Annotated in this window: 17 protein-coding genes and 1 pseudogene; 8 read left to right on the top strand and 10 right to left on the bottom strand. The window is 69.9% G+C overall.

Annotated elements, in window-relative coordinates; translation table 11 throughout:
- Positions 1-29 precede the first annotated feature (29 nt).
- The 4 genes from QYS60_RS07465 to mscL all read left to right on the top strand — a co-directional run bounded on the left by QYS60_RS07465 (position 30) and on the right by mscL (position 2,329).
- A complete protein-coding gene (locus tag QYS60_RS07465) occupies positions 30-635 on the top strand; it encodes a 5-formyltetrahydrofolate cyclo-ligase (RefSeq protein WP_289377368.1) in 606 nt (201 codons plus the stop codon).
- Between the two features lie 69 nt (positions 636-704).
- Positions 705-1,013, top strand: a complete 309-nt coding sequence (locus tag QYS60_RS07470; protein WP_289377369.1) for an FmdB family zinc ribbon protein — start codon at positions 705-707, stop codon at positions 1,011-1,013.
- Positions 1,014-1,110: 97 nt separating this feature from the next.
- Complete coding sequence (locus tag QYS60_RS07475; RefSeq protein ID WP_371382815.1) at positions 1,111-1,800, top strand: RcpC/CpaB family pilus assembly protein; 690 nt, start codon at positions 1,111-1,113, stop codon at positions 1,798-1,800.
- A gap of 97 nt (positions 1,801-1,897) precedes the next feature.
- Positions 1,898-2,329 carry a large-conductance mechanosensitive channel protein MscL gene (mscL, locus tag QYS60_RS07480; RefSeq protein ID WP_140188363.1) on the top strand — a complete coding sequence of 144 codons (432 nt, stop codon included), beginning with the start codon at positions 1,898-1,900 and terminating at the stop codon, positions 2,327-2,329.
- 91 nt (positions 2,330-2,420) lie between these two features.
- On the opposite strand, the gene QYS60_RS07485 is transcribed toward mscL, so the two are convergent.
- The 9 genes from QYS60_RS07485 to mrf form a co-directional block, all read right to left on the bottom strand.
- Complete coding sequence (locus QYS60_RS07485) at positions 2,421-3,059, bottom strand: MspA family porin (protein ID WP_010593010.1); 639 nt, start codon at positions 3,057-3,059, stop codon at positions 2,421-2,423.
- 52 nt (positions 3,060-3,111) lie between these two features.
- Positions 3,112-3,873: an MspA family porin gene (locus QYS60_RS07490; RefSeq protein ID WP_371382816.1), complete on the bottom strand. Its 762-nt coding sequence runs from the start codon at positions 3,871-3,873 to the stop codon at positions 3,112-3,114.
- A 786-nt stretch (positions 3,874-4,659) separates the two neighbouring features.
- Complete coding sequence (locus tag QYS60_RS07495; protein WP_026137469.1) at positions 4,660-5,157, bottom strand: molybdenum cofactor biosynthesis protein B; 498 nt, start codon at positions 5,155-5,157, stop codon at positions 4,660-4,662.
- 74 nt (positions 5,158-5,231) lie between these two features.
- Positions 5,232-6,479, bottom strand: a complete 1,248-nt coding sequence (locus QYS60_RS07500; protein ID WP_371382817.1) for a trypsin-like peptidase domain-containing protein — start codon at positions 6,477-6,479, stop codon at positions 5,232-5,234.
- Positions 6,480-6,581: 102 nt separating this feature from the next.
- The gene (locus QYS60_RS07505; RefSeq protein WP_235157445.1) at positions 6,582-7,970 is read right to left on the bottom strand and encodes a HAMP domain-containing sensor histidine kinase; all 1,389 of its coding nucleotides are present in this window, start codon (positions 7,968-7,970) and stop codon (positions 6,582-6,584) included.
- A gap of 38 nt (positions 7,971-8,008) precedes the next feature.
- Positions 8,009-8,695 carry a response regulator transcription factor gene (locus tag QYS60_RS07510; RefSeq protein ID WP_003937786.1) on the bottom strand — a complete coding sequence of 229 codons (687 nt, stop codon included), beginning with the start codon at positions 8,693-8,695 and terminating at the stop codon, positions 8,009-8,011.
- Positions 8,696-8,792: 97 nt separating this feature from the next.
- A complete protein-coding gene (gene rpmF / locus QYS60_RS07515) occupies positions 8,793-8,966 on the bottom strand; it encodes a 50S ribosomal protein L32 (protein WP_003937785.1) in 174 nt (57 codons plus the stop codon).
- Between the two features lie 23 nt (positions 8,967-8,989).
- The gene (locus QYS60_RS07520) at positions 8,990-9,244 is read right to left on the bottom strand and encodes a type B 50S ribosomal protein L31 (protein ID WP_289379372.1); all 255 of its coding nucleotides are present in this window, start codon (positions 9,242-9,244) and stop codon (positions 8,990-8,992) included.
- On the bottom strand, positions 9,241-10,455 hold the full coding sequence (gene mrf / locus QYS60_RS07525; RefSeq protein WP_010593016.1) for a ribosome hibernation factor-recruiting GTPase MRF: 1,215 nt from the start codon (positions 10,453-10,455) through the stop codon (positions 9,241-9,243). Before mrf ends, QYS60_RS07520 begins: the two co-directional genes overlap by 4 nt.
- A gap of 117 nt (positions 10,456-10,572) precedes the next feature.
- Here mrf and rpmB point away from each other — a divergent pair, with 117 nt between their 5' ends.
- The 4 genes from rpmB to rpsR are packed head-to-tail and all read left to right on the top strand — an operon-like array spanning position 10,573 to position 11,553.
- Positions 10,573-10,809, top strand: a complete 237-nt coding sequence (gene rpmB, locus QYS60_RS07530; RefSeq protein ID WP_003937782.1) for a 50S ribosomal protein L28 — start codon at positions 10,573-10,575, stop codon at positions 10,807-10,809.
- Positions 10,809-10,973, top strand: a complete 165-nt coding sequence (rpmG, locus tag QYS60_RS07535) for a 50S ribosomal protein L33 (RefSeq protein WP_003937781.1) — start codon at positions 10,809-10,811, stop codon at positions 10,971-10,973. Before rpmB ends, rpmG begins: the two co-directional genes overlap by 1 nt.
- A 3-nt stretch (positions 10,974-10,976) precedes the next feature.
- Complete coding sequence (rpsN, locus tag QYS60_RS07540) at positions 10,977-11,282, top strand: 30S ribosomal protein S14 (RefSeq protein WP_003937780.1); 306 nt, start codon at positions 10,977-10,979, stop codon at positions 11,280-11,282.
- Between the two features lie 10 nt (positions 11,283-11,292).
- A complete protein-coding gene (rpsR, locus tag QYS60_RS07545; RefSeq protein WP_003937779.1) occupies positions 11,293-11,553 on the top strand; it encodes a 30S ribosomal protein S18 in 261 nt (86 codons plus the stop codon).
- 64 nt (positions 11,554-11,617) lie between these two features.
- Here rpsR and QYS60_RS07550 read toward each other — a convergent pair.
- Positions 11,618-11,717: pseudogene (locus tag QYS60_RS07550) on the bottom strand (30S ribosomal protein S18); the annotation flags it as partial.

The following is an 11,717-nucleotide window of genomic DNA, read 5'->3' on the forward strand; positions in this document are numbered from 1 at the left end:
TAGATAGGTCAGATCCTAAGGTGACGGATATGAGCGCACTCTCCAAGCCACAATGGCGGGCCCGAATCGTTGCCGCGCGACGGGCCCGTGACGACGAGGAGCGCCGCGGTGAGGACGCCGCCCTCGCCGCGGCGGCACGGTCCCTGGCCCCCGCCCGGGCGACGGTGTGCGCCTACGTCCCGGTCGGGTCCGAGCCCGGCGCGCTGTCCCTGCTCGATGCTCTCTGCGAGGCCGGAAACCGGGTGCTGCTGCCGCTCACCCGTGCGGACAGCACCCTGGACTGGGCGCAGTACACCGGAGCCGGCGCACTCGCCCCCGCCGGGTACGGCCTGCTGGAGCCCACCGGACCGGCCCTGGGTCCGGAGGAGGTGCGCCGCGCGCACACCGTGCTGGTGCCGGCGCTCGCTGTGGACGAACGCGGCGTGCGGCTCGGTCGCGGGGCCGGCTTCTACGACCGGACGTTGCATCTCGCGGCCGGCGACGCCGTCCTCGTGGCAGTGGTCCGGGACGAGGAACTCGTACCCGAACTGCCGGAGGATCCCCACGACATCCGGATGGGCTGGGCCCTGACGCCCGGCCGCGGCCTGGTGCCGCTGAACGGGTCGACCGGGTCGGGGAATAGGGAGCCCAGGTAGCGATGTTGGCACTGTCGGCTGTAGAGTGCTAACGCTGCGGTCGCCAACCAACTCGCGGAGGATCCACCGGTGCCCACTTACTCCTATGCCTGTACGTCCTGCGACAACCGATTCGACATCGTGCAGTCGTTCACCGACGACGCCCTGACGGAATGCAACGAGTGCTCGGGCAAGCTGCGCAAGCTGTTCAATTCGGTCGGCATCGTCTTCAAGGGCAGTGGTTTCTACCGCACCGATTCCCGCAGCGGAGGCAGCACCGCCAGCGAGCCGGCCAAGTCCGACTCGTCGCCGGCCGCATCGTCGAGCACGTCGTCCTCGAGCGCGTCGTCGAGCAGCGCGTCGTCGAGCACCTCGGCACCGGCCGCAGCCGCGAGCTGACACCGTTCATCCACAAGCGGACGATTCATCCACACTCCGCCCCTGATCGGCGCTTCGACGGGCCGGCGGGTACGACCCGACCCCTAGGGTTCGGGCCATGCCCGCCGGCCCGTTCTCGTTCCCGCCCCTGCGCAATCCGCTCGACCCCACCCTGGCCGACCGGCTCACGGCGCTGACGCGGCCCGGCTGGGCGCGCTCCGTCACCGTGCGCCGCGCGATCGCGGCCGGCCTCGTCGGTGTCGCGGCGGTCTCCGCCGTCACCGGCGGAGCGTCGGACGACCGGACCCGCACGGTCGTCGCCGCCCGCGACCTGCGGCCCGGACAGACCCTCACCGTCGACGACGTCATCGTCATCGAACGCGACGCCTCCCAACTCCCGTCCGGGGCCCTCACCGACCCCGCCGAGGCCCTCGGCCACACCCTGGCCGGCCCGGTGCCCTCCGGCGAAGTCCTCGTCGGGGTGCGGATGCTCGGGCCGCGGCTCGCGGCGGCCACGACCGGCGACAGTGCGACTCGGGTCGTGCCCGTCCGATTGGCCGACCCCGGCGTCGGGGATCTGCTCCGCGAGGGCGACCTCGTCGACGTCCTCACCGTCGCCGACGCCTCTGCTCCGTCGGCACCGGAAGTGCGGGTGCTGGCCACGGGGGCGACGGTCGTGCTGGCTCAGGGAACGGAGGAGGCGAACACTCGCGGAGAGAAGGTGGTGCTGCTCGCGCTGCCGCCCGAGCCCGCCACAGCCGTGGCAGCGGCCTCCCTCGTCAGCGCACTGACGGTGACCTTGCACTGAGCCGGACGACGTCCCCGCATTTCGGGTTGAACATCATACCGGCTGGTTTATGGTGCGACTGCGAGCACGACGACAACACCTGCCTAGGAGACGCACCATGCTGAAGGGCTTCAAGGATTTCCTGCTCCGCGGAAACGTACTCGACCTCGCCGTCGCGGTCGTCGTCGGCACCGCGTTCACGGCCATCGTCACCGCCTTCACCAGCTACATCATCGAACCGCTCATCGCGGCGATCGGTGGGGACAACGAGATGGGCTGGGGCGTCCAGGTCCTGCCCGACAACCCCGAGACGTTCCTCAACTTCGGCGCCGTGGTGTCGGCGATCATCAACTTCATCATCATTGCGGCCGTCGTCTACTTCGTGCTGATCGTCCCGGCGAACGCCGCCAAGAAGCGGTTCGCCACCGAGAAGGACGACACCAAGGCGAGTGCCGAGGACCTGCTCATCCAGATCCGCGACATCCTCGAGGCGCAGAGCGGTCAGAGCGGTGCGCACGCCAAGCCGAGCCTCGAAGAGCAGGAGCGATAGGCACGCACTGCGCCGGACAACGAAAGAGGTTGGGCCCGCTCGGAATTCCGAGCGGGCCCAACCTGTTTCAGCCTGCGGCCGGAACGTCGTGTCAGACGGTCCAGGGCTTGCCGTAGGTGGTCACGTTGTCGCCGTTCGCGGTGATGGCGCGGACGAACGGACGGACCTGGACGGCGCCGATGACGCCGGAGGCGGTGCCGTGGACGTTGGAGAACTGGACGGTCTTGAAATCACCGTCGAACTCGCCCTCGGCGACGACGAGCTCCTCGATGCCCGGAGCCGGGGTCAGCTCGAGCTCGGCGTAGGCCTGCGGGAGGATGTCGGTCACGGTGGCGGTGGCACCGTCCGCAGCCGAGAGCTCGAGCTCCAGCTGCGGAGTGGAGTAGGTGACGCCGATGGCGCCGTCGATGCTGCCGGCCCACGCGAACTGGTAGCCGAACTGGAACGTGGTGCCCTCGGCGTCGGCAGCATCCTCACCGATCAGGTTCGCGGTGCCGCGGCCGTTGTGGAACCACTCGCGGTTGAAGGGGCTGCCACCCAGGGCCGGCACGCCGTGGATGAAGGTGTCCTCCTGGGTCACGACGACCTCGAGGCCGTCCGAGACGATCCGGTTCTGATCGTCGACCGCAGCCTGCGCGGAGCCGGTCGCACCGAGGACCAGGCCCAGGACGGCGGCACCGGACACCGCGGCGTTACGTGCGGCCTTGAAGCCACGCGACTTGATTCCCATGATTTCTCCGTATTTCTTGGTGGGGATTACTGCGGGGTGGGGCGGAGCAGGACTAGATCGTCCAGACCTTGCCGTAGGTGGTGACGTTGTCGCCGTTCGCGGTGATCACACGGACGAAGGGGCGGACCGAGACCGCGCCGAGGACCCCGGTCGCGGCGCCGTGGACGTTGGCGAACTGCACGGACTTGAAATCACCGTCGAACTCGCCGTCGGCGACCACGAGTTCCTCGATGCCCGGAGCCGGGGTGAGCTCGATACCCGCAGTGAACTGCGGCAGGATGCTCGAGACGGTGTTGGTGTTATCGATTGCGTCGACAACCCGGTAGGCCGGGACCGGCTCACCGTCGGCGTCGAGAATCGGATCACCGTTCTCGTCGTACTGGAACACGGGCTCGCCCTCTTCGTCGAGGATCGGCTCCTGCACCTGGGTCGTTGCGAACTCCGCTTCGAGCTCCGGGCTCGCCCACGCGATGCCGATCGAGCCGTCCAGGCTGCCCGACCACGCGAACTGGTAGCCGAACTGGAAGGTCGAGCCCTCGAAGTCCGCGGCGTCGGGGCCGACGATGTTGGCGATGCCGCGGCCGTTGTGGAACCACTCACGGCTGAGCGGGCTGCCGCCGATCGGGGGAACACCCTGGATGAAGGTGTCCTCCTGGGTCACGATGACCTCGTGACCGTCTGACACGATCCGGTTCTGGTCGTCGACCACAGCGCCGGCGGTCCCGGTCGATCCCAGAACCAGGCCGAACACGGCGGCCGCGGCCACCGTGACGTTGCGGGCGGCCTTCACACCGCGTCGCGTCTGCATCTTCATGAATGCCTCATCCATTCTCTGCGTGCCGGGTCACGCACACGCGTCCGACAACTGCCTTGTCGCCCGCGAGGCATGCCACACCATGAACACCGGCGGGCGCCCACCCGCCGGTGCGACGTGTGCGTCATCCGCACGGTTGCGTTTCCGATTCGTGATGAAGACCTCGACTTGTGCCGTTGATCTTGACCTCAGCGAACCACGACAGAGACTAGACCGTGACCTCGAACCCCAGCAACGGCTACGTCGGCGCCCGGAGTCGCCCTCCGACGGAAATGTTTCGGCTCAGTGAAACAACCGGTGACAGGCACTTGCCGCGGCACACAGAGACCGCGCGATGTCAAATCTTAGGCTCGGCTTATCTGCATTCGTGCATACCCACAGGTGACCCCCGCAAACCGGGTGTGAGGCGGTGCATTCGCCGGGTGCGACGGTGATCGACCTCACCGGAATCGGCGGAGATGATCAAGGCGAAACGCCGAGTGGAAGGGTTACGAAGAGATTTCGAACGGTCGGCCGCAAAATGAACGGCCGCCCCTGGAGAAACAACTGGAAGTGGGGTAGATCACACGCTGCCACCATGGTGAGGCGGGACCTGCCGACGCAGCCATTCGTCCGAGTCGGACGACTCGTCGCCCGGCGAACGCTCGTCGCGAGTCGTCTCGGGAAGCACGTCACCGAAGACGCGGCGGAGCCGGGCCCGGTCGATCCGGGCCCGGCTCACGTCGTCGCGCTGCGGTGCGTCGTCCGGCGACGCACCGGCCGCGTTCTCGTTCGTACCGGTGATGGCTATCCCTCCACTCGCGACAGTTCCTCGATCACGTGCGAGGCGAGCGGCAGCAGCGTGGCCATGCCGTCACGGATGGCGGCGCGCGACGAAGCCAGATTGGCGACCAACGTGGACCCGGACAGGCCGACCAGACCACGGGACAGCCCGGCATCCATCGCGCCGGCGGAGAAACCGGACGAGCGCAACGCCTCGCCGATCCCCTGGAGCTCCCGGTCGAGCACGTCGGACGTGGCGTCCGGCGTCACGTCGCGCGGCGACACCCCGGTCCCACCGACGGAGATCACCAGGTCCACGCCGCCGATGACGGCGGTGTTGAGGGCGTTGCGGATCTCCACCTCGTCGGCCGACACGGTGACGACACCGTCGACGGCGAACCCCGCCTCTGCGAGCAGTTCGGTCACCAACGGTCCGGCGGAGTCCGGGTTGTCGCCGTGCGCTACCCGGTCGTCCACGATCACCACGAGGGCTCGTCCGGTCCTGGGGGTTTCGAATTCCATGATGCCCACCGTAGTTCCCCTGTCCGTCGAACGAGCTGTATGTCCGAGAATGAACCCGGCGGTCGATTCTGCTCTCATCGGCCACCCGCCTCCGCCTCCGCGAGCTGCACCTCGACGGTCTTCTCGCCGCCACCCTGGGCGTCGGTGTAGGTGATGCGCACGGTATCGCCGGGCGCGTACGAGCGCACGGCCGCGATCAGGGAGTCCCCGTCCGTGACGAGCCGGTCGTCGACCTTGGTGATGATCACGCCGCTCGGAATTCCGGCCCGTTCCGCCGGGCCGCCCGCGGTGACCTCCATGACGCGCGCGCCACGCACGTCGCTCTGCGACGGCACCTGCACGCCGATGATGGCGTGGGTGGCCTTCCCGGTGTCGACGAGCTGGTCGGCGATGCGACGGGCCTGATCGACCGGGATGGCGAAGCCGAGACCGATGGATCCGGACTGTCCACCGGCGGTGGCGATGGCCGTGTTGACGCCGATCAACCGGCCGTCCATGTCCACGAGCGCGCCACCGGAGTTGCCGGGGTTGATCGCGGCGTCGGTCTGCAGCGCGTCGATGACGGTGTTCTGATTCCCGGTCTCCCCGCTGGTCGACACCGGCCGGTCGAGGGCCGAGACGATCCCGGTGGTCACCGTGCTCTCGAGCCCGAGCGGTGAGCCGACCGCGACGACCTGCTGGCCCACCTGCACGGCGGCGGAATCGCCGAGCTCGATCGGCGTGAGGTCGGTGCGGCCCTCGGCCCGGATCACGGCGATGTCGGAGATCGGATCGGTCCCCACGACGGTGGCCGGGGCGGAACTTCCGTCGGAGAAGTATGCGGTGAGCTGCGCGTCGGCGCCGCCGCCGGCGACGACGTGGTTGTTGGTGAGGATCAGGCCGTCGGAGGACAGGATCACCCCCGAGCCCTCGCCCTGTGCCGCGCGGCCGACCACCTCGATGCGCACGACGCTCGGCACGACCTTCTGCGCGACGGCCTGCACCGAGCCCGCGGGCGCGGCGGCGACCGTCGTCGTGGACTGCCTCGGCGCGTCGAGAGCATTGGTGACGGACGCGCCGCCGGTCGACTGTTGCGTGGTCCACGCGCCGACCGCACCGCCGATGCCGCCGCTGACCAGTGCCAGCGCGACGGCGCCGAGGGCGAGCAGGCCCCGCGCGGACCGCGGCGAGCCCTGGGGCCTCGGCGCGGGCTGGCTCGGGGCGCCGAACGGCGCGGTGTATCCGTATCCGGGACCGGCGGGAGCCTGGTAGGGATTCGGCTGGGGTGGTGTCGGCTGGTGGGGCTCTCGGTGGCCGCCACCCTGGGTGGGGTCCTCGCTCATCTCATCGCTTTCGTGTACACGGCCGCCGGGTCGGTGGCTCGTCGGCTTCCAGCATGCCCGCGGCGGCTGAGAGTCCGCTTAGACCCGGCGCCGATTTTCCTGTCAATCCGCCGGGTGTTCGAGGTGCGGCGCGCCGGGCAGCACGATCCGGACGAGGGCACCCCCGCGCGACGAGGCGTCGACCGCGATGGTGCCGCCGTGCTTCATCACCACCTGCCGCACGATCGCGAGGCCCAGGCCGGATCCGGGCATCGATCGCGACGCGGTCGAACGGTAGAACCGCTCGAACACCAGCTCGCGGTCCTCTTCGGGGATTCCGGGCCCGGCGTCGTCGACGGTCAGTTCCATCAGGCCGGGCCCGAGCTGGTGCATCGACACCAGCACCTCGGCGTCGGCGGGACTCCACTTGGCGGCGTTGTCGAGGACGTTGAGCACCGCCCGCGAGAGCGCGGCCTGGTCGCCGTAGACGAACCACGGTTCCGTGTGAGCCGTGAAGTCGATGTCGGAGCGGCGGCGCCGGGCACGTTCGAGGCTGCGCTCGACGACCTCGGAGATGTCGACGGGCTCGAACACCGTCTCGGGTGCGTCCTCGCGGGCGAGGTCGACCAGGTCCCCTACGAGGGTGGACAGCTCCTCGATCTGCGCCACCACGTCGGCGCGCAGTTCCGCCATGTCCTCCTCGGGCAGGTTCGGCGCGTCGGGCCGGCTCGCCGCGATAAGCAGCTCCATGTTCGTGCGCAGCGACGTCAGCGGGGTGCGTAGCTCGTGGCCGGCGTCGGCGACGAGCCGGCTCTGCCGCTCGCGCGACTCGGCGAGCGCGCGCAGCATCGTGTTGAAGCTCTCGGTGAGGCGGGCCAGCTCGTCGTGCCCGGTCACGCGGATCGGCCGCAGGTCGTCGGTGCGGGCGACCCGCTCGGCCGCCGCGGTGAGACGCGCGACGGGGCGCAGGCCGGTGCGCCCGACCGTCGCACCGGCGGCCGCGGCGAGCACCACTCCGCACCCGCCGACGACGAACAGCACGCTCGCGAGCCGTTTCAGGATGTCCGCGGTGGGCTGCAGTCGCTGCGCGATGACGATGGTGCTGCCGTCCGGGATGCGCTGCGCGAGCACCCGCTGATGCCCGACGGTGCGCAGCGACGACTCCCGTTCGCCCTTGGCGACGGCGAGTTCGGCGTTGCCGATCGGGACGGAGGATCCGGGCGGCACGTACTGACCCAGGTCGGGATAGACGAGCGCCACGCTGATATCGGAACTGTAGAGCTGGGCGCCACCGATGTAGCGGGGGTCGTAGGTGATCAGGGTGCTGCTCTCGACGAGTGCGGCGGCGCGCGCCCGCAACTGCTTGTCGACGTCGGAGTAGAGAGCGCGCGCGACCACCGCGTACGCCGCGATGGAGGTCACTGCGACGGCGATCGCCACCGCGCCGGCCGCCAGCAGCGTGACACGACGGCGCAGCGGCACCGACCGGGTCAGCAGCAGCGGGGGCCGCATCGGGCGCCCGGCATCCGAGTCGGCGCCTTCGCGCCGGGTCACGGCGGGGTTTCCCGCAGGACGTAGCCGACGCCGCGGACCGTGTGGATCAGGCGCGGCTCACCCTCGGCCTCGGTCTTGCGGCGCAGGTACCCGACGTAGACCTCGAGGGCATTGCCCGAGGTGGGAAAGTCGTAGCCCCACACCTCCTCGAGGATTCGGCTGCGGCTCAGGACGCGGCGGGGGTTCGCCATGAGCATTTCCATGAGAGCGAACTCGGTGCGGGTGAGACTGATCGACCGGGCACCGCGAGTGACCTCACGGGTGGAGGGGTTCAGGGTCAGGTCCGCGAAGCGCAGCGTCTCCTCCGACTCGGTCGGGTCGGGTGAGGCGCGGCGGAGCAGCGCGCGCAGCCGGGCGAGCAGCTCCTCGAGCGCGAACGGCTTGGGCAGGTAGTCGTCGGCGCCGGCGTCCAGGCCGGCTACGCGTTCGGAGACGGAATCCCGGGCGGTGAGTACGAGGATCGGGAGGTCGTCGCCGGTGCTGCGCAATCGTCGGCACACCTCGAGGCCGTCGACCCGCGGCATCATCACGTCGAGGACCATCGCGTCGGGCCGTTCGGCCGCGACCTGTTCGAGGGCGTCCTGCCCGTCCGTCGCGAGCTCGACGCTGTATCCGTTGAAGCTCAGTGATCGGCGCAGGGACTCCCGCACCGCCCGGTCGTCGTCGACCACCAGAATGCGCATGGCTTCCAGTGTGGACCCGACCGCTGAGAGGTGTCTGAGAGGACGACGGCGTGTCCGGCGAGGGAACCGCAGGGCGCTGCGGTTCCCTCGCCGGGCGTCACACGTCGTTCGGGTCGATCACCCCGAGCTGCACGGACTTGACGAGGCGTCGCGGAACGTGGTGGGTGACACCGGCGACGGTGACCGGCACCAGGGCCGGGACCTGCGCGTTCCACTGCGAGCGGCGGCTGCGGGTGTTGGACCGGGACATCCGGCGCTTCGGTACTGCCATGGTGGTTCTCCTCGGGGGGTCGGTCAGCGGCGACGGCGCGTGCCGTACTTGCGTTCGAACTTCTCGACGCGGCCGGCCGCGTCGAGCACGCGGGCAGTTCCCGTCCAGAAGGGATGGGACTCGCTGGTGACGTCGACGACGATCAGCGGGTAGGTGTTGCCGTCGGACCATTCGACCGTGCGGTCGGCGGTGACGGTGGAGCGGGTGAGGAACGCCGATCCGGTGTTCGCGTCCTGGAACACCACGGGGTGGTAGTCGGGGTGGATGCCGGGCTTCATGCTCGTCCTTCTCCTTCTGTCGGTGCGGCGTCGGCGGTCGGCGCCGGGAGGTCGTCGCACGGGTCTTCGTGGTAGTCGCCGAACGGGTCGTCCCACGTCGGCCAGGCCGCCGGGTCGGCGAACTCCTCGTCGGTGAGCAGCGCCCACTCCAGGACGCGACGAATCTCGTCGGGGTCGGCGTCGTGGGTGAGAATCACCATCGAGGTGTCGCGGTCTCCGTAGGTGTCGTCCCAGCGCAGCGCCGCCATGGCGCGCCGTTCGCCGGAGACTCGTTGCTGCTGCTCGGGAGTCATCGCGACGAGCCACGGTCCGGCGTGGGCGACGCGCAGCCCCTCCCCGGCGGACTCGATCAGCAGCGCGGTGTCGGGCTGCGTCGCGACCCAGGCCCGGCCGCGGGCCCGGACCACGCCGTCGAGGAGGACGTCGATCGCCTCGTGCAGGCGCTGCGGATGGAAGGGTCGGCGGGCACCGAACTCGAGCAGCCGGACGCCGCAGTCCTCGCCGAGCGGTGGCTCGCCGCGCAGCAGCGGCGAGTGGGCGTCGGAGACCACCCCGCGCCGCGCCCCGGCGGGTATCTGCCGGAGTAGGTGTTCGACATCGACGTCCTCGCCCCACGCGACGGGGGCATCGGGCGCGAGCCGCGCGAGCACCGCATGCAGCTTCGCCTGGTGCCAGCCGTCGGCGCCGGGCCGGACGACGAGAGCGTCGGCGAATTCGACCTGGCCCACGACGACCTGGGCGACGGTGCGGTCGTCGTCGAGTTCCTCGTCGCCGGTGGCGTCGGCGAGCCAGGTGGCAGCGTCGATGCAGGTGACGGTGGCCTCGATCCGCACGTCGTGGGCGGCGGGTCCGTCGAGCTGCCCGACGACGCCGGAGACGACGACGTGCTCGACGGCCCAGCACAGGGCCTCGGGCTCGAGCCGGGGGTCGAGCAGCAGGACGATGCGATCGACGTTGCTGCGGGCATGCAGGCGCCGCAGCAGCGGGAGCAGATCCTCGCGGAGGGTGCAGGAGACGCAGCCGTGGGCGAGTTCGAGCACGTCGAGGCGGTGATCGTGCTCGGTGGTGAGGGTGCGGCGCACGACGCCCTCACCAACGTGGTCGAGGTCGTGGTGCACCACGACGGTCCCCGGACGCAGCAGGGCCCGCGCGGTCCGTTCGGTGGGTCCGCGCCGGCCGGCGACGACGATCAGCGGCGTTCTGGTGTCCACCGGAACCCCTTTCGGTAACGATTGTCATTAGCTCGAAGAGAGCGTACAGTCGCATGGGCCATTTGTCGAAAACGATTGTCGTTACGCCCTGAGGGCGCCGACAGAAGGGAGCCCGCCGTGTCGGCGCACTGCCAGGTGACCGGACGCAAGCCCGGCTTCGGGAAATCCGTCTCCCACTCCCACGTCCGCACCAACCGGCGCTGGGACCCGAACATCCAGCGCAAGACCTACTACCTGCCCTCCGAGGGACGCCGCGTCACCCTGACGCTCTCCGCGAAGGGCATCAAGACCGTCGACCGCGACGGCATCGAAGCCGTCGTCGCCCGGCTCCGCGCCCGAGGAGAGAAGCTGTAGTGGCCCGCAACGAGATCCGCCCCATCGTCAAGCTCCGCTCCACCGGCGGCACCGGCTACACGTACGTCACCCGCAAGAACCGGCGCAACGATCCCGACCGGCTCGTCCTGCGCAAGTACGATCCCGTGCTGCGCCGCCACATCGACTTCCGCGAGGAGAAGTAGGCCATGGCCAAGAAGTCGAAGATCGCGCGCAACGAACAGCGGGCGCTCGTCGTCGCCCGCTACGCGGAACGTCGCGCGGAACTGAAGGAGATCGTGCGGCGCCCGTCGAGCACCGCCGCGCAGCGCCTCGCCGCACAGACGGCCCTGCAGCGTCTGCCGCGCGACGCCAGTCCGGTACGATTGCGCAATCGAGACGCTGCGGATGGACGTCCGCGCGGCCACCTGCGGAAGTTCGGGCTCTCACGCGTGCGCGTGAGGGAACTCGCGCACCGCGGCGAGCTGCCCGGCGTCCACAAGTCGAGCTGGTGAGGAGCGAGTCATGGCAGTCAAGAGGGGCCCGTCGAAGAAGTCGCGTGCCGTGGAGGGCCGCAAGCCCAAGAAGAACCCGCTGTTCGCGGCGAAGATCGAGTACGTCGACTACAAGGACGTGAACCTGCTCCGCACGTTCATCTCCGATCGCGGCAAGATCCGCAGCCGTCGCGTGACCGGCCTGACCCCGCAGCAGCAGCGGCAGGTGGCCACCGCGGTGAAGAACGCCCGCGAGATGGCCCTGCTGCCCTTCACCACCACCAGCAAGTAGAGCTCCACTCGCGGCGAGGGCCGCGCGGGCACGTGCCCGCGCGGCCCTCGCCGCGAGTGGAGCTCTACTTGCTGGTGGTGGTGAAGGGCAGCAGGGCCATCTCGCGGGCGTTCTTCACCGCGGTGGCCACCTGCCGCTGCTGCTGCGGGGTCAGGCCGGTCACG

The sequence above is a fragment of the Rhodococcus sp. GXMU-t2271 genome (genome assembly GCF_041414735.1).
Classification (GTDB): domain Bacteria; phylum Actinomycetota; class Actinomycetes; order Mycobacteriales; family Mycobacteriaceae; genus Rhodococcus; species Rhodococcus indonesiensis.

Coding starts and splice junctions, on each gene's coding strand:
- QYS60_RS07510 (WP_003937786.1), bottom strand. CDS start 8,695: ATGCGCATTCTGGTGGTCGACGACGACCGGGCGGTGCGGGAGTCCCTG.
- QYS60_RS07495 (WP_026137469.1), bottom strand. CDS start 5,157: ATGGAATTCGAAACCCCCAGGACCGGACGAGCCCTCGTGGTGATCGTG.
- QYS60_RS07490 (WP_371382816.1), bottom strand. CDS start 3,873: ATGAAGATGCAGACGCGACGCGGTGTGAAGGCCGCCCGCAACGTCACG.
- QYS60_RS07505 (WP_235157445.1), bottom strand. CDS start 7,970: ATGCGGCCCCCGCTGCTGCTGACCCGGTCGGTGCCGCTGCGCCGTCGT.
- rpsR (WP_003937779.1), top strand. CDS start 11,293: ATGGCAGTCAAGAGGGGCCCGTCGAAGAAGTCGCGTGCCGTGGAGGGC.
- QYS60_RS07485 (WP_010593010.1), bottom strand. CDS start 3,059: ATGGGAATCAAGTCGCGTGGCTTCAAGGCCGCACGTAACGCCGCGGTG.
- QYS60_RS07465 (WP_289377368.1), top strand. CDS start 30: ATGAGCGCACTCTCCAAGCCACAATGGCGGGCCCGAATCGTTGCCGCG.
- QYS60_RS07475 (WP_371382815.1), top strand. CDS start 1,111: ATGCCCGCCGGCCCGTTCTCGTTCCCGCCCCTGCGCAATCCGCTCGAC.
- QYS60_RS07520 (WP_289379372.1), bottom strand. CDS start 9,244: ATGAAGCCCGGCATCCACCCCGACTACCACCCCGTGGTGTTCCAGGAC.
- rpsN (WP_003937780.1), top strand. CDS start 10,977: ATGGCCAAGAAGTCGAAGATCGCGCGCAACGAACAGCGGGCGCTCGTC.
- QYS60_RS07500 (WP_371382817.1), bottom strand. CDS start 6,479: ATGAGCGAGGACCCCACCCAGGGTGGCGGCCACCGAGAGCCCCACCAG.
- rpmF (WP_003937785.1), bottom strand. CDS start 8,966: ATGGCAGTACCGAAGCGCCGGATGTCCCGGTCCAACACCCGCAGCCGC.
- mscL (WP_140188363.1), top strand. CDS start 1,898: ATGCTGAAGGGCTTCAAGGATTTCCTGCTCCGCGGAAACGTACTCGAC.